Source organism: Undibacterium sp. FT79W, assembly GCF_014284215.1.
GTDB lineage: Bacteria > Pseudomonadota > Gammaproteobacteria > Burkholderiales > Burkholderiaceae_D > Undibacterium > Undibacterium aquatile.
On sequence record NZ_JACOGB010000004.1, the window covers coordinates 269,193 to 290,328 of the forward strand.

Here is a 21,136-nt window from a genome sequence, read left to right on the forward strand (position 1 = left end):
CACCGCGTGGCCGCTGAAGGGAGGAAATATGCATCATCTGACATTACAAAATTATCTGAGCCGCCTGCGTCATTCCATGGCCAGCAGCCATCTGTGGCTGGACGAGCAGGGACGCGCCCGCGGACGCTATTTCAATGCGAGCCTGACCAGCGCGTTTCAGGCGATACGCTCGGGTGTGGATCATCAGATCGTTGCTTATGAAGCCTATGCCCGCAGTTATGATCCGGGCGATCAGGGTCTCAATATCTGGAAGCTGCTGGAATACGTCGCGAATGATGATGAATCAGTCGAGCTGGATCGTCTCTGCCGCTTGCTGCATACGCTGAATTTTTATCGTCAGCAGCCAGAGCCGGGGCTGGATTTGTATCTGAGCGTGCACAGCCGCTTGCTGGCTGCCGTGGAAGGCAATCACGGCAACGCATTTCGCCGCATACTCAATACACTGGAAATACCGCATGAACAGATTATTCTGCAACTGCCACTGATCACGCCGAGCCAGCGCTGGGTGCTGACGCATGTCGCCGAAAATTATCGCCGCAATGGCTTTCGCATCGGCGTGAATGCCAGCAGCTTGGAACAAGCGGGTGATTTACTTGACCGCATACGGCCTGACGCGATCAAAATCGACATCAGCGCCGCCAATCATGCGCCAGCGCAGATCAGTTTGCTGCAACGTGCAGATCAGGCGCAGTGCAATATCATTTTCCGGCGCATAGAAAATGAAGCGCGCTTGCTATCGCTGCAACTGGCGAACGACACGGCCAGCCCGTATCTGGTACAGGGCTTTTTGTTTGACTTACCGAAAGCAACGCTGGTCGGACCAGCAGTGGCGCTGCCAGCGGCCGCATCCCATGCAAGCGCGACCGTTGCAGCTGCCGGGGCGGAACTGCCGGGCTGAGCCGCAGTGTTTCGGTTGCCTCGGTTGTTGCCGTCGTCGCAGTCGCCCTGGTGACTGACTTCGGCCTTGCTATATGTGTTTATCATCTAAAGACATAACAAAAAATTCGTTTTTCTTATATCAAAATCCTGCCAATATTTGCCATCTTTAGTTGAATCAGTAATAAAGGCTGACTATGGCATCTGCTGCAATTGCAACAGGCGGTCAACCGACCAGTAAACGCGTGCTTCCCGGCTTTCATCTTTCGCTGGGATTTACCTTGTTTTACCTGGCGTTGATTGTCTTAATCCCACTTTCTGCGGTCTTTCTGAAAACCTTCACCATGACCTGGCAGGCGTTCTGGGAAACCGTGACATCTGAACGTGTTATGGCATCGTATCGCCTGACTTTCGGTGCGTCTTTTCTGGCCGCGCTGATCAACGTGCTGTTTGGCGGCATCGTTGCCTGGGTATTGGTGCGCTATAAATTTCCCGGCAAGCGCCTGATTGATGCCCTTGTCGATCTGCCATTTGCCTTGCCGACAGCAGTCGCCGGTATCACGCTGGCGACCTTGTATGCGCCGAATGGCTGGATAGGCAAATTGCTGACACCGCTCGGCATCAAAGTCGCGTTCACGCCTTTAGGTATTTTGATCGCCCTGACATTCATAGGCTTACCTTTTGTGGTGCGCACGGTGCAACCGGTACTCGAAGAAGCCGAAAAAGAACTTGAAGAAGCCGCGCTGAGTCTGGGCGCCAGCCATTGGCAAGTGTTCGCACGGGTGATTTTCCCGACGATATTGCCTGCGATGCTGACGGGCTTTGCGCTCGCGTTTGCACGGGCGACCGGCGAATACGGCTCGGTGATTTTTATCGCTGGCAACATGCCGATGATTTCAGAAATCACACCGCTGTTCATGATTACCAAATTAGAACAATACGATTACGCCGGTGCCACCGCCATCGCGGTTGTGATGTTATTGCTGTCGTTTGTTCTGCTGCTGTCAATTAATGCTTTGCAGGCATGGACGCGCAGCCGGCAAGGAGGAAAAGAATAATGAGCACTACCACTATTTCATCAGCCTTACCGCTAGCAAACCAACGTCGTGCTGAACCCGCGATCACTCCGGCAGCGACGCTGGAACCTTTGTGGATACGCGTCACGCTGACACTGATCGCATTCGCGTTTCTGACTCTGTTTTTATTTGTGCCGCTGGCGGCGGTGTTTGCCGAAGCCTTGAAAAAAGGCTGGCAGGTGTATCTGGAAGCGATCGTCGAACCGGATGCTTTGTCTGCGATTAAATTGACGCTGATTGCGGCGGGCATTGCGGTGCCGCTGAACCTGATTTTCGGTGTTGCTGCCGCCTGGACGATTGCGAAATTTGAATTTCGTGGCAAGAGCGTTTTACTGACGCTGATCGATTTACCGTTTTCAGTGTCGCCGGTGATTTCAGGCTTGGTGTATGTGTTGCTGTTCGGTGCGCAGGGCTGGTTTGGCGAATGGTTGCGCGATCACGATATCAAGATTCTGTTCGCAGTTCCCGGCATCGTACTGGCGACGATTTTTGTGACTTTTCCGTTTGTCGCGCGTGAGCTGATTCCATTGATGCAGGCGCAGGGCAGTGAGGAAGAAGAAGCCGCGCTGGTGCTGGGCGCATCAGGCTGGCAAACCTTCTGGCATGTGACTTTGCCGAACATCAAATGGGGTTTGCTGTATGGCGTGATCCTGTGTAATGCGCGGGCGATGGGCGAATTCGGCGCGGTATCGGTGGTGTCCGGCCACATTCGCGGCGAGACCAATACCATGCCTTTGCAAGTCGAAATTTTATATAACGAATACAACTTCGTGGCGGCGTTTGCGGTGGCCTCGTTGCTGACCTTGCTGGCCTTGCTGACGCTGGCATTAAAAACGATCGTTGAATGGCGCACCAATGAGAGTCGCGCCCCCATTTCTGAAGAATAAGCTGGAGCGAAAATCATGAGTATCGCCGTTCATCAATTAAATAAACGTTTTGGTCAATTTACTGCGCTGAATAACGTGTCGCTGGATTTTCCCGATGGCGAACTGACGGCCTTGTTAGGACCATCCGGCTGCGGCAAAACCACTTTGTTGCGCATCATCGCCGGTCTGGAATTTGCCGACAGCGGCCAAGTCTTGCTCGATGGTCAGGACGCGTCGCAACAGCATGTGCGTGATCGTCAGGTTGGCTTTGTATTTCAGCACTATGCCTTGTTCAAGCACATGACGATTTTTGAAAACATCGCATTTGGTTTGCGGGTAAAGCCAAAAAATGTGCGTCCGTCGGAAGCGCAGATCAAAGAAAAAGTCACGAAGCTGCTGGAGCTGGTGCAGCTGGACTGGCTGGCCGACCGTTATCCGCCGCAATTGTCCGGCGGTCAGCGGCAGCGTATCGCGCTGGCGCGTGCACTTGCTGTGGAGCCGCGCGTGCTGTTGCTGGATGAGCCTTTCGGTGCGCTCGATGCGAAGGTGCGTAAAGAGCTGCGCCGCTGGTTGCGTCGTCTGCATGATGAATTACATGTGACCAGTATTTTTGTCACGCATGATCAGGAAGAAGCACTCGAAGTTGCTGACAAGATCGTGTTGATGAATCAGGGTCAGGTCGAACAGGTTGGTGCGCCTGCCGAGGTATATCAGCATCCGGCCACACCGTTTGTGTATGGATTTCTGGGTAACGTCAATCTGTTCCGTGGCCGTGTTCATGAAGGCATACTCGATGCCGGTGGTGTGCCGTTTGAGGCGCCGGGTCATGCCGATACCAAAGATGCCTTCGGCACGGCCTATGTGCGTCCGCATGAATTTGAGATCGACCGCTACGCGCCGGGTGCCGAGGGGTTGGTTGTGCAATTGCGGCGCGTGCACAGCATAGGTCCGCTGGCGCAACTGGAAATGGAGCGTGATGATAACGGCGATCTGGTCGAAGCGATGATATCGAGCGAGCGTTATCTGCAATTACAACTGAAAGTCGGTGAGTCTCTGGTGGTCAAACCCAAGCGCTTGCACGTCTTTGTCGATAACAACTGAGCGGAGATATACCATGAACTTTCAACAATTACGCTCGATCAGAGAAGCATCCCGACGTGGTTTTAATCTGACCGAAGTCGCCAATGTTTTATTCACTTCGCAGCCAGGTGTCAGCCGCCAGATCCGCGAGCTGGAAGAAGAGCTGGGCGTGGATATTTTTGAACGCAATGGCAAACGTCTGACCGGCCTGACTGAGCCCGGAAAAGGCATCCTGCCCATCATAGAACGTTTGCTGCTGGAAGCTGAAAATCTGCATCAGGCCGGCAGTGAATATTCGGATCAGACCAAAGGCACGCTGGCGATTGCGACCACGCATACGCAGGCGCGCTATGTGCTGCCGAAAGTGGTGCAACAATTCCGTCAGGCATTTCCGGAGGTACGCATCGCCTTGCAACAAAGCTCACCCGAACACATCGCCGAATGGGTGATGTCAGGCAAAGCTGATATCGGCATTGCGACTGAGGGTTTATCGCAATTCAAGGATCTGGTGTCGTTCCCATGCTACGAATGGAATCACGTGATCGTCGTCCCGGAAGGCCATCCTTTGTTGCGTAAAGAAACGCTGACGCTGGAAGATCTGGCAAATTATCCGTTGATCACGTATGACGTTGGCTTTACCGGTCGCGGCCATATCGACGCCGCCTTTGTCGATGCTGGTTTGCGCACCGACATCGTGCTGACCGCAATGGATTCTGACGTGATTCAGCAATATGTCGCGCTTGGTTTGGGTGTAGGTATTGTGGCGTCGATGGCGATAGAAACGAATCGTACCAATGGCTTACGCACCATCGCTGCCGATCATTTGTTCACGCCGAATGTGACCCGGCTGGCGGTGCGGCGCGGTGCGTATTTACGCACTTACACTTATGATTTTATCCGCCAGTTTGCGCCAGCGCTGAGTAAGGAAGACATCCGCAAGGCGATTGCGGACGCTGACAATAACTGATTTTCCGCAAACGTCGTTTGCGCAGCCCGCTTAAGTGCCGACATCAGAACCGGCATTCGCGTCTATCTGCGTGATGCTTGAAATACGCCGTGTACAATGGCCGCTTTTCTTGGCGGCTATTTTTTCGTCGCTATTTTTTGAATGAATCCGTATGCCTGCATTTGAACAAAAAATCTGTACCCGTGCCACATTGGCAGAGCGGGTTGCTGCATTACCCAAACCCGTGGTGATGACGAATGGCGTCTTTGATATTTTGCATCGTGGTCATGTGACCTATCTTGCACAGGCCAGAGAACACGGCGCGTCGCTGGTGGTGGCGCTGAATACCGATGCTTCGGTCAGGCGTTTGGGCAAGGGTGATGACCGCCCGGTGAACACCTGTGCTGATCGCATGGCCGTGGTTGCGGCATTAGAGGCAGTCAGCCTGGTGGTGGATTTCGATGAAGATACCGCGTTGGAAGCGGTACTCAGCGCGCATCCGGATATCTATGTCAAAGGCGGTGATTACGACATGAGCGCGATTCCTGAAGGGCAGGCGGTGCTGGCGTATGGTGGTCAGGTGGCAGCGATTGAGTTTGAACATGATCGTTCCACCAGCAAGTTGCTGGCGAAAGTGCGGGCGCAAAACTGACACCGGCGTCCGGCTTTTCTGCAATGCCGGACACAGTTTTTCTAAGCTCAGGCACCGCCGGCAAAGCCGTTCTGGCGCCAGGCTTCGTAAATGACGACCGCCACGGTATTCGACAGATTCAGGCTGCGATTGTCTGGCCGCATCGGCAAGCGTATGCGCTGACTGAGCGGAAAAGATTCACGCAATTCGGTCGCAAGTCCGCGGGTTTCTGCGCCGAAGACGAAATAATCGCCGGGGTGAAATGCGACGCTGGAAAATGCCGTCGAGCCATGCGTGGTCATCGCAAACATTCTTTGTGCGTCCGGTTGTTCACTCGCCAGAAACGCTTCCCAGTTTTTATGCACTTTCATCGTCGCATAATCGTGATAATCAAGACCAGCGCGTTTCATCTTGCTGTCGTCAAGTGGAAAACCCAGTGGTTCGATCAGATGTAACTGGGCTCCGGTGTTTGCGCATAAGCGGATGATGTTGCCGGTATTCGGCGGAATTTCAGGTTCTACGAGGACGACGTGAAACAAGGCGTTTCCTTAATAAGTATGATGTGGAGTGCGGGCAAAAACATAGTTGCTGACTTTGCGTGCGCCAAAACGTTTCAGCATTGTAGCGATTTCGTGCAGGGTCATGCCAGTGGTGATGACATCATCGACGATACCGATATGCCTGCCTTTGATTGTCTGCAGCAGCTGATCATCGGGCACGAAGGCATTTTTTACATTGCGCATCCGCGCATCGGGCGCCAGACTGCTTTGTTTGGCGGTTTCTCTGGTTTTGTGTAATGCCTGTGGATACAAGGGGATGCCCAGATGTTGCGACAACGGTCTGCCTATTTCCAGCGCCTGATTAAATCCACGCTCTGTCAGCCGGTTTTGGCTTAATGGCACGACGCAGAGAAAGTCGGGCAAATCCTGGTGGCTCTGACGCAGTATGGCATCGCGCAACATTGCGGCAAACACCGGGGCGAGCGCCAGATGATGGCCGAATTTTAACGACAGCACCAGACGGTCTTGCGGTGCTTCGTAATCGCAGGCAACGATGGTGCTGTCGAACGCCGGTGGATTTTGCAGACAGTCGCCACAACGCGGCGTATTGGCGCCCGGCGGCATACTCAAACCGCACTGTTCACAACGACAGATGTCGCGCGGAAAATAGGTGGACAGACACTGTTCGCAAATAACATCCGGATTCTGGGCATGACATAAGGCACAACTGCACGGCAGCAGTTGTGTCAATGAAGCTTGCCAGCTTTTATGCAATATTTGCCGTAAGTGCATCATCTGTTTGTGCCGCGATGCAGCGGCCGTAATCACAAGCGTGTAAACTCCCGCATTATCTCACTCAAACAGACGCCAAGATCGTTTTCCTTATGCTCAGTGCACCTATCGACACAAGGCTGGTTCGTCAGCTTTTTTCCCATCCGACAAAAGTCGCCGGTTCTGATTTTTTACGTCGGGAGATTGCCGGGCGTATGCGGGAAAAGCTGGAACTCGTGCGGATCACCCCCGAGCAGATACTCGATGCCGGTTGTGGAACCGGTGCCGATGTCGCTGAGTTTCAACGCATGTATGCCGGAGCGCAAGTGCTGGCGCTGGATGCCGCACCCGCGATGCTGGCAGAAATTCAGGAGCAACAACGGGCAGCGATGAGTGCGGTTGGTCGTTTGTTTGCAAAATGGACACCGGTCGCCTTACGTGGTGAGCAGAGCGCCAATCTGATTTGTGGTGACTTTGCCAAATTGCCTTTGCCATCGCAGTCACTTGATCTGATCTGGTCGAATCTGGCGTTGCACTGGCATCCGCAACCGGATCTGGTGTTCGCAGAATGGCGTAGAGCCTTGCGCACCGATGGCTTGCTGATGTTTTCATGCTTCGGGCCGGATACTTTGAAAGAATTACGCCAGGCTTATGCTGATGTCGATGAATTTCCACATACTTTGCCGTTTGTGGATATGCATGATTTCGGCGACATGCTGGTGAATGCCGGTTTTTCCACACCTGTGATGGATATGGAAAAAATCACGCTGACGTATCAGGACACAGAAAAATTGCTGGCCGACGTGCGTGCGCTTGGCGGCAATCCACTGCTGAGCCGTCGCCCGGGTCTGAGCGGAAAACACGCGCATCAGGCAATGCTGAAGGCGTTGGAGCAGCAACGCGCTGCCGATGGCCGTATTGCCTTGAGTTTTGAGGTGGTTTACGGGCATGCTTTCAAGCCAGTCAATAAGAAAACGGCTGCAGGCGAATCCATCGTCCGCTTCGATTTACCAAAAAAACGACCTTGATTTTGTTTGATCTGGATTAAAGAAGCATCTTAAAGTGATAAGCAAGCGCTATTATTCGTTGTTTCATTTGCGCCAGATCATTGATTTCTTGTTTGTATTCTGCTTGATATCCTTTTAAGTTACACCTTATACTCACGACGTTGTAGAAGTTGCCAGCACGCACTTTGTAACAATATTCCGCGTCCTGGTACGACAAATTCATAAGAATTCTAAACGGGGTTTTGGGGATATCATGAAACATGGAAAGCGATTAAAGTCGTTCATGCTGGGTGCCTCGCTCCTGGCGGCAGGACTGCCCGCGTGGGCAGTGGTCGACAGCCAGGGTGGACCGGCAGTGCGCCAGTTAAATTTACAAACACCTGTCACACAAATAGCGGAACAAATTTACTCGATACATAACCTGATGCTGGTTATCTGTCTGGTCATTTTTGTGGCCGTCTTCGGAGTCATGTTTTACTCCATCCTGAAACACAGGAAATCTCTCGGCCATAAGGCAGCCTCTTTTCACGAAAGTACGACAGTCGAAATTGCATGGACTGTGGTGCCTTTTCTGATCGTGATCGGCATGGCGCTGCCAGCGACCAAAACAGTCGTGGCGATGAAAGATACCTCGAACGCTGATATCACGATTAAAGCCACTGGTATGCAGTGGAAATGGGGTTATGACTACCTCAAAGGTGAAGGCGAAGGCATTTCTTTCTTATCGACCTTATCCACACCCCGCACCCAGGTTGGCTCTCCCGGCGTTGCGCCGACCGAAGCCCGTGGCGATAATTATCTGCTTGAAGTCGATAATCAGGTCGTCGTCCCCGTGAATAAAAAAGTACGCATTATCACCACTGCCAACGACGTTATTCACTCCTGGACGATTCCGGCTTTCGGTGTGAAGCAGGATGCGATTCCCGGATTTGTCCGCGATACCTGGTTCAAAGCAGAAAAAATTGGCGTCTATCGCGGTCAGTGTGTGGAGCTGTGCGGTAAAGAACATGCGTTTATGCCTATCGTCGTGAATGTGGTTTCTGACGACGACTATAAAAAATGGGTCGATACCAAGAAAAAAGAAATGGCCGCCAAAGCGGATGACCCGAATAAAGTCTGGACGGTTGACGAGTTAAAACAGCGTGGTGAGAAAGTCTATGCAGCTAACTGTGTTGCCTGCCATCAGGCGAGCGGCAAAGGTGTTCCGGGTGCCTTCCCTGCATTAGAGGGGTCGCTGATTGTCAACGGTGCCAAAGCGGGTCAGGTTGGTATTTTGTTGAACGGCAAAAATGCGATGCCATCGTGGAAATCCACTTTGTCCGACACGGAAATCGCCGCCGTCATCACCTATACCCGTAACAGCTGGTCTAATAAAGCCGCTGAAAATATCGTCCAACCAGCTGAAGTTCTGGCTGCGCGTAAGTAAACGTACTAAACGTACCGGAAACAGGAGACAAGATGAGCACCACAACTGTTGATCACGCTCACGATCATTCGCACGACCACGCGCACGACCATCCTCATGGTTTCCGCCGCTGGTTGTTTGCCACTAATCATAAAGATATCGGTAGTTTGTATTTATGGTTTGCATTCACGATGCTGTTATCAGGCGGCGTTCTCGCCCTGATTATCCGCGCTGAGTTATTTCAGCCCGGGCTGCAACTGGTGCAACCGGAATTCTTTAACCAATTGACGACCATGCATGGTCTGATCATGGTGTTCGGTGCAATCATGCCGGCCTTCGTAGGTTTCGCCAACTGGATGATTCCGCTGCAAATCGGCGCATCCGATATGGCATTTGCGCGGATGAATAACTTCTCATTCTGGCTGATGCCACCCGCTGCGATTTTGCTGGTGTCGTCATTCTGGGTGCCGGGTGGTGCAACCGCAGCAGGCTGGACGCTGTATGCACCGTTGTCCACGCAAATGGGACCTGGTATGGACATGGCGATTTTTGCAGTCCACATCATGGGCGCATCGTCCATCATGGGCTCGATCAACATCATCACTACGATTCTGAACATGCGCGCTCCAGGCATGACGCTGATGAAAATGCCGATGTTCTGCTGGACCTGGTTAATTACGGCTTACCTGCTGATCGCGGTGATGCCGGTATTGGCTGGTGCGATCACCATGACCCTGACTGACCGTCATTTCGGAACGTCCTTCTTCAATGCGGCTGGTGGCGGTGACCCTGTGATGTATCAACACATTTTCTGGTTCTTCGGACATCCAGAGGTGTACATCATGATTTTGCCGGCTTTCGGTATCATTTCCCAGATCGTGCCTGCGTTTGCGCGCAAGCCTTTGTTCGGCTATGCATCGATGGTGTATGCAACAGCATCGATTGCGATTCTGTCGTTTATCGTCTGGGCGCATCACATGTTTACAACCGGTATGCCAGTGACGGCGCAGTTGTTCTTCATGTATGCCACCATGCTGATCTCGGTTCCTACCGGCGTGAAAGTATTTAACTGGGTGGCCACGATGTGGAAGGGCTCGATGACATTTGAAACACCGATGTTGTTTGCGGTTGGTTTCATTTTCGTCTTTACCATCGGTGGTTTCACTGGACTGATACTGGCGGTGACGCCGATTGATATTCAGTTGCAGGATACTTACTACGTGGTCGCGCATTTCCATTATGTGCTGGTTGCCGGTTCGCTGTTTGCCTTGTTCGCGGGTTACTACTACTGGAGTCCGAAATGGACAGGTTTCATGTATAACGAAACCCGCGGTCAGATTCATTTCTGGCTGTCGCTGATCACCTTTAACATCACTTTCTTCCCTATGCATTTCCTGGGGCTGGCCGGGATGCCGCGCCGTTATGCTGATTATCCGGCGCAATTTACTGACTGGAATACGGTCGCTTCGGTCGGTGCGTTTGGTTTCGGTCTGATGCAGGTGTATTTCATACTGGCGGTCGTGATTCCTTCGATCAGAGGTGGAAAAGCTGCACCAGCAAAACCATGGGAAGGTGCAGAAGGGCTGGAGTGGACAGTACCAAGTCCGGCACCGTTCCACACCTTCGAAGAGCCTCCTGTCGTTAAATAATGAATAAAGGCAGAGGTGCCGGATAATTTTCCGGTACCTCTGAATAAAAATGAAAAACGACAACAAACCTAACAATTTACGCACTGCATTAATCCTGCTTTCTGTCGCGTTGATATTTTTTATCGGCGTGTTTGTCAAACAGGGCTTATTGCGGTGAAGCGGAATATCTGATGTCCGGATCTGACGAAAACACGAAGACTGAAGCCCATCAGCTGAATGCCAGAATGTTTGGCAAGCTGCTGTTGATCGCGGTCATGATGTTTGGTTTTGGCTATGCATTGGTACCGATTTACAAACAGATTTGTGAGTTGACCGGTGTGAATATCCTGACGCCAAAAGATATTTCGTTAAAGGAAGTAAGCAATTCTCAAATCGACAAAACGCGTGAAATTACTGTGGAGTTTGATGCGAACACGCAAGGGCCATGGCGTTTCCGCCCTACGGTTTCCAGCATCAAGGTGCATCCGGGTGAAATGGCGCAAGTTGTTTATGAGGTAGTGAATAAACAGTCTTACAAGATGGATGCGCAGGCGATACCGAGCTATGCACCGCAGCAGGCAAGTAATTACTTCAAAAAGATGGAGTGTTTTTGTTTTCAACAGCAGACGCTGAATGCGAACGAGGCTCGGCAAATGCCAGTGGTGTTTTACATTGACCCTGCGTTGCCGAAAGACGTGAAAACCATCACCTTGTCATATACGTTTTTTGAAGTCGGTGGTAAGAGCAAGGTAGCAAGTTCTGGCACACAAGGAAAAACATGAGTGATCTGAAGCAGGCGACGCAACGCAAGGTATCGTTTCTGGCGACGATGAAAGCGGTGTTCTGGTCATTCCTGGGAATCCGCAAAAAAAATGATTACGAACAGGACGCCGCGCATCTGAATCCGGTGCACGTGATCATCGCGGGCATCATCGGCGCCCTGATCTTCATTTTTGTACTGGTGCTGGTCGTCAAGTCTGTCGTCGCAAAATAATAATTCGAGTAGTACATTCAAATGTATCGGGAGATGGAAATGAGTACTTCAAACGCGAAAGCCCCTTATTACTTCGTGCCTGGGCCGTCAAAGTGGCCGGTGCTGGCGGGAGCCTCTTTGTTGCTGACCATGATAGGCGCATCTGCCTGGGTGAATGCAGTGAGCTGGGGTTCTTATGTTAACTTTGCGGGTATTTTTCTGACACTGGTGGTGTTGTATAACTGGTTTGGCGATGCGATTGCCGAATCGGAAAGCGGCAAATACAGCGCCCGGATTGATGTCTCTTACCGCTGGAGCATGAGCTGGTTCATTTTTTCCGAAGTCATGTTCTTTGCTGCTTTTTTCGGGGCATTGTTCTATGCCCGCAGTATTTCCATGCCTTGGCTGGCCGATCTGGATCACAAAGTATTATGGCCGGATTTTTCAGCGCAGTGGGGTAATGCTGGCCCTGCCGGCACGGTTGAAGCGTTTAAAACGATGGGACCATTTCCTATCCCGACGATTAATACCGCATTGCTGCTGACATCCGGTGTGACACTGACGATCTCGCATCATGCCTTGCGTGCAGGTCACCGTGGCACCACGGCTTTCTGGCTGGCAGCCACCGTTTTGCTGGGCGCAGTGTTCATGGGCTTTCAGGTCTATGAATACATGCATGCTTACAGCGAACTGAACCTGAAACTGACCTCCGGCATTTATGGTTCGACTTTCTTTATGCTGACCGGCTTCCACGGTTTCCATGTGACGATGGGAGCGATCATGTTGTCGGTGGTGCTGTACCGTGTTCTGAAGGGGCATTTCACACCAGAACAGCATTTCGCTTTTGAAGGCGCAGCGTGGTACTGGCACTTTGTTGACGTGGTCTGGCTGGGCTTGTATGTCGTTGTCTACTGGCTTTGATCCGCATAACAGACTGAGCTGATTCGTTTTCAAATAAAAAAGCCGCACATGTGTTGCGGCTTTTTATTATCGCTAAAGATGTTGGTGACTTATCTGATGCCGGTAGGCTGAATCAGCCCGAAATGATTGGCCAGTAATATCAGGATAAACAAGCTGATGGAAAAGCCGACACGGAAAGCGAGTGCTTTGACAGTGCGGTTACTGCGCCCTTTGTCCTTCATCAGATAAACTAATGCCGATCCCATGCTGAAGATGATGAGGAAAAAAGCAATGGCGACGAGAATTTTCATACTGACTCTTTGACTAAGCGTTATGCTGGGTTGGCCGATCTCTTATTGTAATGCTTTTCATGCCTATTTCTTTCCGTTTCAGACTATTACCTTTCCTCGCGACCATTGCTGTCGTTGTCGTGGGGCTGAATCTGGGCATGTGGCAAAGCCGGCGTGCTGCGGAAAAAGAAGCGATTGCCGCAAAGATGGCGGAACGTATGCACAGCCCTGCCACGCAATGGCGCAGCGACACACCGGAGGAACAATTACAGCCTTTCAGTAAGGTGACGTTGCGCGGGCAGTTTCTCGATACCTGGCCTATGTATCTGGATAATCGCCCCATGCAAGGCCGGGCGGGACTGTATGTATTGATGCCATTTAAGCTTGAGAGTAGTCGCCGCCATATTCTGGTTGCACGTGGTTGGCAAGCCCGAAACCCGCAGGACAGAACAGTGTTGCCGCGCTTGTTCACACCTTCAGGTACGATAGAAATTCAAGGCATTGTCAAAGAGCATCTTGATCGCGTCATGCAATTGGGACAGCCTGAGCCGTATAAGCCCGGTGCGATTTTGCAAAATCTGGAGATCACCAGCCTCGCGGCGGAAACCGGGTTAGCATTTTACCCTTTGATCGTCGAGCAGACGTCGTCAACTGAAGACCATCTGCAACGCGATTGGCCAGCGCCTTCGCTGGGGATCGATAAGCACAAAGGATATGCATTTCAGTGGTATGCCTTGTCATTGATGGCAGGGATTTTTTTTGTAGTGACAGGAATACGTCGTGGAAAAAACGCAGAATCAAAAAATTAAAGGACGCTGGAAATTATTCATCGTGCTGGCTGTCTGTGCCGCACCGATGATAGCGTCTTATCTCGCTTATTACGTGATCAAGCCGGAAGGCCGAACCAATTACGGCACGATACTCGATCCGCGCCTGTATCCTATGCCCGAGCTGCATGCGCGCTTGCTGGGCGCGGGCGATGCCAACGATACAAACAATGCGGACAAACAGAATGGCTTGATGGCGTATCGTGGTAAATGGATCATGCTGACAATCAGCAGCGGTTCTTGCGATTCCGCATGTCAGAAAAAGCTGTATGACTTGCGCCAACTGAGGCTTGCGCAGGGCAAGGAAATGGACAGAATCGAACGGGTCTGGGCAGTCATTGACGAACAGCCTGTCGATACCTTGTTACTGCGTGAATACGATGGTATGCATGTGCTGAAAGCTGATGCGGACGTGCTCAGAAAATGGTTGCCGACAGAAGATGGAAGCCAGATCAGCGAGCACATTTATATGATTGACCCATTGGGGAATCTGATGATGCGTTTCCCGAAAAATGCCGATCCGAATAAGATCAAAAAAGATATCAGCAAGCTGTTGCGTGCGTCCGCGATAGGGTGATGCATGTTTTTACAACTCGCTCTGATAGCTTTGTGTGTCGCCGTTTTGCCCTTGTCTGTTGTACTTTGGTCGCGGGACACCGACAAACACCGCAAGCTGATTGCGGTTACCGTGGCACTCACGTTTGAACTGATCATGTTCGGTGCCTTTACCCGGCTGACGGATTCCGGCCTCGGCTGCCCTGACTGGCCCGGTTGCTACGGTCAGGCGAATCCTTTGCAATCACACGCCGATATCCGTGCCGCAGAGGCAGCAATGCCGCATGGTCCTGTGACCTTGCAAAAAGCCTGGATAGAAATGATCCATCGTTATCTGGCGATGAGTGTCGGCGTACTGATCATCGCTCAGGTCGTTCTTGCGTGGCGACGCCGCCATGCCACAGGCATCTCGCCATGGTTGGCCAGCTTTTTGTTGGCATTTGTTTGTCTGCAGGGCGCTTTCGGCGCGTGGACGGTCACACTCAAATTGCAACCCGTGATCGTGACTACGCATCTGCTACTGGGGATGGGCTTGCTGGCGCTACTATCGGCGTCGCTCGAGCAGCATAGTCAAGCGCATGTCATTCAGACGGCTCAGGTATCCGGCTTGCGTTGGCCTGCGATGCTTGCCTTAGTTTTGCTCTTCATACAAATTGCATTGGGTGGCTGGGTTAGTACCAACTACGCAGCATTGGCTTGCCACGATTATCCCTTGTGTAATGGCACAGTGATACCGACGATGGATTTTGAACACGGATTCAGTTTGTGGCGGCAACTGGGGCAGACTGCGAGCGGCGATTATTTACCATTTACGGCCTTGGTCGCTATTCATTGGGTACACCGCAATTTCGCCCTACTGGTCGCGGTTGTGGTTGCCGTGGTTGCGTGGCGCGCCATGCACTTACCCGGATTCGAACGTCTGGGTCGTCAACTCATGCTGGCGATTGCAGCGCAATTCCTGATCGGGGTTTCGACTGTCTTTTTTTCCTGGCCCTTGTTGCTGGCGGTATTACATAACGGTGGGGCGGCCACCTTAGTGCTGCTGCTGACCATGTTAAACTACCGGGTCAGGCAGACGAAACTGATTGCCACACACTGACAGATATGACGACAATAAGCCTGACCTCCAACCGTTTTGCTCAATACTGGGCGCTGACCAAACCGCGCGTAACGCAACTGGCGGTGTTTTGTGCCGTCATCGGCATGTTTCTGGCCACGCCCGATTTACCCGACTGGCGTGTCGTGGTCGCCGCAACCATAGGCATCTGGCTCTTGGCGGGCGCCGCTTTTGCGGTGAATTGCCTGGTCGAGCGCGAGATCGATTCGCGTATGGCACGTACTGCAAGGCGCGCCACAGCCGCCGGTGAAATCAGTGCCTCCCATACCTTATTGTTTTCAGGCGTGATCGGTGGCGCTGGTATGTGGGTGCTGTATACGCTGGTGAATCCGCTGACGATGTGGCTCACGTTTACGACTTTTGTCGGTTATGCCGTGGTGTACACCATTATTCTGAAGCCAGCGACGCCGCAGAATATTGTGATTGGCGGTTTGTCTGGCGCGATGCCACCGGCACTTGGCTGGGCCGCGGTAGCAAACGATGTTCCTATGCAAGCGTGGTTGCTGGTCATGATCATTTTTGTCTGGACGCCGCCGCATTTCTGGGCGCTGGCGATGTACCGGCGCGATGATTATGCGCGCTCAGGCCTGCCTATGCTGCCGATTACGCATGGCCCCGAATTTACCCGTTTTCATATCTGGCTATATACCATCGCCTTGTTTGCGACGACGATGTTGCCGTATGCCGTGCAGATGAGCGGCCTGATTTATCTTGTCAGTGCCGTTATTCTCGGGGCAATTTTCCTCTGGTACGCATGGCGGATTTATCGCAATTACAACGATATTCTCGCCCGTAAAACATTCGCTTATTCGATCATTTATCTGTCGCTGCTGTTTGCCGCGCTGCTGGTTGATCACTACATACGACTATGAACTTACTCAAAAAATTATTCGCTTGCGCTCTGATCGCTGGGCTGGCGGCTTGCGGTAAACCCGGAGAAAAATTCAATAATACCGACCTCACCGGGCTCGATTATGCGCAGGATTTTGCTCTCACCGATCACAATGGCAAAGCCCGTACACTCAAAGATTTTCGCGGCAAGCTGGTGGTCATGTTCTTCGGTTACACCCAATGTCCTGATGTCTGCCCGACCACGATGGTGGAAATGGCGAACGTGATGCAGAAAATGGGGGCGGAGGCAGATAAGGTGCAGGTCTTGTTCGTCACGATAGACCCAGAACGCGATACGCAGGCATTGATGGCGGCGTATGTGCCGAACTTTGATCCGCGTTTCCTCGGTTTGTACGGCGATGCCGCCGCGACGGCAAAAGTCGCAAAAGACTTCAAAGTGTATTACCAGAAAGTGGACGGAAAAACGCCGACCAGTTACACCATGGATCACACTGCGGGCAGCTATGTCTTTGACACTGAAGGCCGCATCCGTTTATTCCTGCGCCATGGACAAGGTGCAGAACCTATCGTTCACGATTTAAAGCTGTTACTGAAGTAATTTTGCTGAACAGGCTGGCGCGGGCATATAAAACGGCCTGCTGAGCCTTAAATATACTGGGGGGAGTATATTTAAACGCCCATTGTTTTCAAGGAGATCAGGTGCAAAATCACAGATACTCCCCCTATTTATCGGTTTTCAGGGAATAAACAATAAAAAAAAGGCACTCTGCGGAGTGCCTTTTTTCATGTGCGTTGTGATCAGGAAAAGCTGACCAACGCACCTTTCATTTTTTTCAGCGCCGCACTTTCAATCTGACGGATGCGTTCGGCGGAAACACCGTATTCATCTGCCAGTTCGTGCAGCGTCGCACCAGAGCCATCGTCATTTTTCAACCAGCGCGATTCGATAATGTGACGTGAACGCGCATCCAGTTTTGACAACGCTGATTCCAGCCCTTCGCTTTGCAAACGATCGTATTGGCGTGATTCCAGTACCTGCGTAGGCTCTTCTGATTCTGTTTTCAGATAAGCGATAGGTGCGAATTTATCGTCATCATCATCGGTCGGTGCATCCAGCGCGATATCGCGACCAGACAGACGCATTTCCATTTCGATGACTTCTTCGCGTTTCACATCGAGGGTCTTCGCCAGCGCATCAATTTGCTTAGGCGACATGGTTTCCAGACCTTCTTTGTGGCTGCGCAGATTGAAAAACAGTTTGCGTTGCGCTTTGGTCGTCGCGACTTTGACTAAACGCCAGTTTTTCAGAATGTACTCGTGCATTTCGGCTTTAATCCAGTGCATCGCGTATGACACCAGACGTACGCCCTGATCAGGGTCAAAGCGTTTAACCGCCTTCATCAGGCCGATATTGCCTTCCTGGATCAGATCGGCGTGTGGCAAGCCATAGCCGAGGTAGCCACGGGCAATGGATACAACCAGACGCAGATGCGACATCACCATCTGTTGCGCAGCGGACAGGTCATTATTGTCACGCAGGCGGGTCGCCAGATCGATTTCTTCTTCATGCGTCAGCATAGGCAGGCGATTGACCGCAGAAATATAAGCGTCAATATTGCCCAACGTACCTGTAAAGCCGAGCGCCAGCGCTGTGCTGTCTGATGCTGGAATAAGTTGTCTTGAAGTCATTGTGTTGTTCCTCTCAATTACTGCAGTCCGAGCAAAAAAATAACTCTGAACAAACGTACTATTTCCTAATATTAGCACTCTCTTGAGAAGAGTGCTAATTCTCGTGAAAATGATGATTTCATCAAGATGAGGTCAGAGGTAAAAGCGGGTATTCCAGACCCTCGTCGAGTATTGTTGCCAGTGGTCGCCACTGGTAACCCAGCAGAAATTTCTGGAATCAGCTTTCTTACTCTGCTTTAACCAGGCGGTTAGAGCAGCGATTTTTGGGAAAGTTGCAAATCATTATGTATCAGTTTGTTCGCGCCAGTTGACGGCGGACGGACAGATAAGCCCCAGCCAACCCCAGTAACATGCTGACACCCAGCAACATCAGGCTGGGTAATATGCCCAGCGGTACCAGCCGGAATTCGGAGGCATACAGTTTGGCAAATTCTGCAATGGCCTGATTCAATGGCTGCAGAGAGGCTGCAATGGCGGCCAGCGCCAGACTTCCCGCCAGCAGACCCAGCAGCGCGCCAGTGTAATAGTAGGGGCGATGAATGAAGCTGTTGGTCGCACCTAACAAACGGGTAACGGAAATCTCCGCCTGATGCGAAATGACTTGCAGACGGGTCGCATTAAACACGACCACAATTACGACTACGCCCAGTGTCGTTGCCAGAAACAGCAAACCTATCTGCAATATCTGCACAAGTGCCGCCAGCCGTTTAACCCAGGCTGAGTCAACCTGCACCACCTCAACATCGGGCAAGGCCTGCAGTTGTTCGACCAGTTTATCGAGTTTTGCCGCATCATTATTCGACAGCGAAAGCACGTAAGCATCCGGCAGGGGATTGCCGCCCAGTGTTGATAGCACTTCTGCGAGGCTGGATGCATCCTGCATCGCCGCCAGTGCTTTTTCTTTTGGTGTAAAGCTCAGTTTGCCGCTGATATTGCTGTCTTTCAGCAGACGCTTGATTGGTACTGACAATGCAGTTGCATTTTCACGCGCGGTGTCGGTCGTCAGAAAAATACTGATTTCCGGTTCTATCGATAACTGTGAAGAGATAGGGCGGATATTTTCAATCAGCGTGAGTCCGGCAATCGGCAGCGCTAGCGCGATGGCGACCACCAGCACATTGAAGATGAAATTTCCGGTACCGGCGCGCAAGTGGGTGAATGCGCTTTTCAGTGCAAACAGATGTTCACGAAACCAGATGGTCATAGGGATTTCCTTGAAGGCGTAATAGCAGGCGGAAGTCAGGCGGCAGCGCCTGTTGTCCATGAATCCGAGATTTGTCCATTGCTCAGATAGATCACGCGGTCGGCCTGATCCAGGAATTGCTCATCGTGACTGGATATGATGCAAGTGACGCCGGCGCTCTGGAATGCTTTCAATGCGCTCAGCACTTTATTCGCATTGTCTCTGTCCAGAAAAGCGGTAGGTTCGTCAGCCAGAATAATTTTGGGGCGATTCACGATGGCGCGCGCAATCGCAACACGCTGCTGTTCACCACCGGAAAGCTCCAGCGGCAAGGCATTGGCTTTATCCAGCAATCCGACTTTTTCCAGTGCGACGCAGGCACGCGATTCTGCTTCACCCGAAGTAGCGCCGGTCACAATCAGCGGCAGCATGACGTTGTCGAGAACGCTGCGGTCGGTCAGTAATTTCTGATCCTGCAAAATTAGTCCGAGCTTACGGCGTAAATACGGCAGGCTACCGGTTTTGAGTTTGCTGACATCCTGACCATTGACGATGACATGGCCGCTGGTCGGTTTTTCTATGCCTGCGATCATTTTTAATAAAGTCGATTTTCCGGCACCAGAGGGGCCCGCCAGAAAAATGAGTTCTCCATCCTGTATGGTCAGAGAGATATCGCGCAAAGCGTAGGCATCACGCGAATATTGTTTAGTGACGTTATCGAATTCGATCATGATCGTTGCACTGACTGTCTGTGATTTTAATTAAACAAGGCGTCGACGAATTCCTGCGCGTTGAATGGTTGCAGATCCTCGATCTGCTCGCCGATGCCAATGAAATAGACTGGTATCGGGCGGGTCTTCGCAATTGCAGCCAGAACGCCGCCTTTTGCTGTGCCATCTAATTTGGTGATGATCAAACCGGTCAGTTGCAATGCATCGTCAAACGCCCTGACTTGTGCCAGCGCGTTTTGTCCGGTGTTGCCATCAATGATCAGCAACACTTCCTGCGGTGCGCCTTCCATTCCTTTGGCAATCACACGTTTGATCTTTTTCAGTTCTTCCATCAGATGCAATTGAGTCGGCAAACGCCCTGCGGTATCGACCATCACCACATCTGTGCCACGTGCACGCGCGGACGCAACGGCGTCAAACGCAACCGCTGCCGGATCGCCGGATTCCTGTGAAATCACCGTCACATCATTGCGCTCGCCCCAGACCGATAATTGCTCGCGCGCTGCAGCACGGAAAGTATCGCCAGCCGCCAGCAACACGGACTGATGGTGCACCTGCATGTGCTTCGCGAGTTTGCCTATGGTGGTGGTTTTTCCTGCGCCGTTAACGCCGGCAATCATCATGACCAGCGGTTGATGACGACCCAGTTCCAGCGGCTTTTGCAAAGGTGTGAGCAATTCCAGCAACAACGCTTTGAGCGCTGTTTTGACTTGTTCTGCTTCGGTTAATTTTTCTTCTTTGACTTTCTTTTTCATCGTATCGAGCAAAAACAGCGTCGCTTCGACGCCCGCGTCGGATGTCAATAAGGCTGCTTCGAGTTCGTCGTATAGCTCATCATCAATACGCGCGCCGATAAACAGCGTGGTCAGATTCGACGAGGTTTTGGCCAGACCAGCTTTCAGACGGCTCAGCCATGAACGCTTTTGTTCAGGTTGTGGCGCAGGCGCTGATACCGTTTCTACGGCTGCTGTTACTGGCGCCGCCGCAGCGAGCGGTTGTATTGCTGGTTCGGCAATTGTCTGCGGCAGTTCGGCAGGCGTAGTCGGTATTGCCGCAGAAGCAGGCGTAGCAACGACTTCTGGCGTTACTACCGGTTCTTCTTTGGGTTTTCTTTTGAAAAAACTAAACATCGGATGATTTTGTCGGAGAGGGGAAGCTGCAAACTGCTGACCCAAGTATTAGAATGCAGCCATTCTAACAGACCGCGCCGGGTAATTTGACTTACCAGTGTCA

25 protein-coding genes are annotated in these 21,136 nt (G+C 51.8%); 18 read left to right on the forward strand and 7 right to left on the reverse strand.

Going from position 1 to position 21,136, the window contains the following annotated elements:
- Positions 1-28: 28 nt before the first annotated feature.
- The 6 genes from H8K38_RS08835 to rfaE2 all read left to right on the forward strand — a co-directional run bounded on the left by H8K38_RS08835 (position 29) and on the right by rfaE2 (position 5,496).
- Positions 29-898 (forward strand): EAL domain-containing protein, encoded by an 870-nt coding sequence (locus H8K38_RS08835; protein ID WP_186884450.1) that lies wholly within the window; start codon positions 29-31, stop codon positions 896-898.
- A 175-nt stretch (positions 899-1,073) separates the two neighbouring features.
- Complete coding sequence (gene cysT / locus H8K38_RS08840; protein ID WP_186884451.1) at positions 1,074-1,934, forward strand: sulfate ABC transporter permease subunit CysT; 861 nt, start codon at positions 1,074-1,076, stop codon at positions 1,932-1,934.
- On the forward strand, positions 1,934-2,839 hold the full coding sequence (gene cysW, locus H8K38_RS08845) for a sulfate ABC transporter permease subunit CysW (RefSeq protein ID WP_186884452.1): 906 nt from the start codon (positions 1,934-1,936) through the stop codon (positions 2,837-2,839). The genes cysT and cysW overlap by 1 nt, the downstream gene beginning before the upstream one ends.
- Positions 2,840-2,854: 15 nt before the next feature.
- On the forward strand, positions 2,855-3,919 hold the full coding sequence (locus tag H8K38_RS08850; protein WP_186884453.1) for a sulfate/molybdate ABC transporter ATP-binding protein: 1,065 nt from the start codon (positions 2,855-2,857) through the stop codon (positions 3,917-3,919).
- Positions 3,920-3,932: 13 nt separating this feature from the next.
- Entirely contained in the window at positions 3,933-4,865 is a 933-nt protein-coding gene (locus tag H8K38_RS08855) for a CysB family HTH-type transcriptional regulator (protein ID WP_186884454.1), read from the forward strand.
- A 151-nt stretch (positions 4,866-5,016) separates the two neighbouring features.
- A complete protein-coding gene (gene rfaE2, locus H8K38_RS08860) occupies positions 5,017-5,496 on the forward strand; it encodes a D-glycero-beta-D-manno-heptose 1-phosphate adenylyltransferase (protein WP_186884455.1) in 480 nt (159 codons plus the stop codon).
- Positions 5,497-5,543: 47 nt separating this feature from the next.
- Here the strand turns inward: rfaE2 and trmL are convergent, their stop codons facing one another.
- Complete coding sequence (trmL, locus tag H8K38_RS08865) at positions 5,544-6,014, reverse strand: tRNA (uridine(34)/cytosine(34)/5-carboxymethylaminomethyluridine(34)-2'-O)-methyltransferase TrmL (protein WP_186884456.1); 471 nt, start codon at positions 6,012-6,014, stop codon at positions 5,544-5,546.
- Positions 6,015-6,023: 9 nt separating this feature from the next.
- Positions 6,024-6,599 (reverse strand): ComF family protein, encoded by a 576-nt coding sequence (locus tag H8K38_RS08870; RefSeq protein ID WP_255422892.1) that lies wholly within the window; start codon positions 6,597-6,599, stop codon positions 6,024-6,026.
- Positions 6,600-6,859: 260 nt separating this feature from the next.
- Between H8K38_RS08870 and H8K38_RS08875 the strand changes: the two genes are divergently transcribed.
- The 7 genes from H8K38_RS08875 (at position 6,860) to H8K38_RS08900 (ending at position 12,680) form a co-directional block, all read left to right on the forward strand.
- Entirely contained in the window at positions 6,860-7,774 is a 915-nt protein-coding gene (locus tag H8K38_RS08875; RefSeq protein WP_186884457.1) for a methyltransferase domain-containing protein, read from the forward strand.
- Positions 7,775-8,006: 232 nt separating this feature from the next.
- Complete coding sequence (gene coxB / locus H8K38_RS08880; protein ID WP_186884458.1) at positions 8,007-9,179, forward strand: cytochrome c oxidase subunit II; 1,173 nt, start codon at positions 8,007-8,009, stop codon at positions 9,177-9,179.
- Between the two features lie 32 nt (positions 9,180-9,211).
- Positions 9,212-10,807, forward strand: a complete 1,596-nt coding sequence (gene ctaD, locus H8K38_RS08885; protein WP_186884459.1) for a cytochrome c oxidase subunit I — start codon at positions 9,212-9,214, stop codon at positions 10,805-10,807.
- A 49-nt stretch (positions 10,808-10,856) separates the two neighbouring features.
- Positions 10,857-10,964, forward strand: a complete 108-nt coding sequence (locus H8K38_RS18250; RefSeq protein ID WP_222610806.1) for a cytochrome oxidase small assembly protein — start codon at positions 10,857-10,859, stop codon at positions 10,962-10,964.
- A 13-nt stretch (positions 10,965-10,977) separates the two neighbouring features.
- The gene (locus H8K38_RS08890; RefSeq protein ID WP_186884460.1) at positions 10,978-11,568 is read left to right on the forward strand and encodes a cytochrome c oxidase assembly protein; all 591 of its coding nucleotides are present in this window, start codon (positions 10,978-10,980) and stop codon (positions 11,566-11,568) included.
- Positions 11,565-11,780, forward strand: a complete 216-nt coding sequence (locus H8K38_RS08895) for a DUF2970 domain-containing protein (protein WP_186884461.1) — start codon at positions 11,565-11,567, stop codon at positions 11,778-11,780. Before H8K38_RS08890 ends, H8K38_RS08895 begins: the two co-directional genes overlap by 4 nt.
- A gap of 39 nt (positions 11,781-11,819) precedes the next feature.
- Positions 11,820-12,680 (forward strand): cytochrome c oxidase subunit 3, encoded by an 861-nt coding sequence (locus H8K38_RS08900; RefSeq protein ID WP_186884462.1) that lies wholly within the window; start codon positions 11,820-11,822, stop codon positions 12,678-12,680.
- 89 nt (positions 12,681-12,769) lie between these two features.
- Here the strand turns inward: H8K38_RS08900 and H8K38_RS08905 are convergent, their stop codons facing one another.
- Positions 12,770-12,970, reverse strand: a complete 201-nt coding sequence (locus H8K38_RS08905; RefSeq protein ID WP_186884463.1) for a twin transmembrane helix small protein — start codon at positions 12,968-12,970, stop codon at positions 12,770-12,772.
- A 59-nt stretch (positions 12,971-13,029) separates the two neighbouring features.
- Here H8K38_RS08905 and H8K38_RS08910 point away from each other — a divergent pair, with 59 nt between their 5' ends.
- From H8K38_RS08910 to H8K38_RS08930, 5 genes are read left to right on the forward strand one after another with little or no spacing between them, the layout of a single operon-like run.
- Complete coding sequence (locus tag H8K38_RS08910) at positions 13,030-13,758, forward strand: SURF1 family protein (RefSeq protein ID WP_186884464.1); 729 nt, start codon at positions 13,030-13,032, stop codon at positions 13,756-13,758.
- A gap of 46 nt (positions 13,759-13,804) precedes the next feature.
- Entirely contained in the window at positions 13,805-14,353 is a 549-nt protein-coding gene (locus H8K38_RS08915; protein WP_255422893.1) for a cytochrome C oxidase subunit I, read from the forward strand.
- A 3-nt stretch (positions 14,354-14,356) separates the two neighbouring features.
- Positions 14,357-15,430 (forward strand): heme A synthase, encoded by a 1,074-nt coding sequence (locus tag H8K38_RS08920; protein WP_186884466.1) that lies wholly within the window; start codon positions 14,357-14,359, stop codon positions 15,428-15,430.
- 5 nt (positions 15,431-15,435) lie between these two features.
- Complete coding sequence (gene cyoE, locus H8K38_RS08925) at positions 15,436-16,320, forward strand: heme o synthase (RefSeq protein WP_186884467.1); 885 nt, start codon at positions 15,436-15,438, stop codon at positions 16,318-16,320.
- The gene (locus H8K38_RS08930; RefSeq protein WP_186884468.1) at positions 16,317-16,898 is read left to right on the forward strand and encodes an SCO family protein; all 582 of its coding nucleotides are present in this window, start codon (positions 16,317-16,319) and stop codon (positions 16,896-16,898) included. The genes cyoE and H8K38_RS08930 overlap by 4 nt, the downstream gene beginning before the upstream one ends.
- 200 nt (positions 16,899-17,098) lie before the next feature.
- Here H8K38_RS08930 and rpoH read toward each other — a convergent pair whose 3' ends face one another.
- The 4 genes from rpoH to ftsY form a co-directional block, all read right to left on the reverse strand.
- Positions 17,099-17,989 carry an RNA polymerase sigma factor RpoH gene (gene rpoH / locus H8K38_RS08935; protein ID WP_186884469.1) on the reverse strand — a complete coding sequence of 297 codons (891 nt, stop codon included), beginning with the start codon at positions 17,987-17,989 and terminating at the stop codon, positions 17,099-17,101.
- 289 nt (positions 17,990-18,278) lie between these two features.
- The gene (locus H8K38_RS08940; protein WP_186884470.1) at positions 18,279-19,193 is read right to left on the reverse strand and encodes an ABC transporter permease; all 915 of its coding nucleotides are present in this window, start codon (positions 19,191-19,193) and stop codon (positions 18,279-18,281) included.
- Between the two features lie 35 nt (positions 19,194-19,228).
- Positions 19,229-19,903 (reverse strand): cell division ATP-binding protein FtsE, encoded by a 675-nt coding sequence (locus H8K38_RS08945; RefSeq protein ID WP_186884471.1) that lies wholly within the window; start codon positions 19,901-19,903, stop codon positions 19,229-19,231.
- A gap of 26 nt (positions 19,904-19,929) precedes the next feature.
- Positions 19,930-21,033, reverse strand: coding sequence for a signal recognition particle-docking protein FtsY (gene ftsY, locus H8K38_RS08950; RefSeq protein WP_186884472.1), 1,104 nt, complete (start codon positions 21,031-21,033; stop codon positions 19,930-19,932).
- Positions 21,034-21,136: the final 103 nt, after the last annotated feature.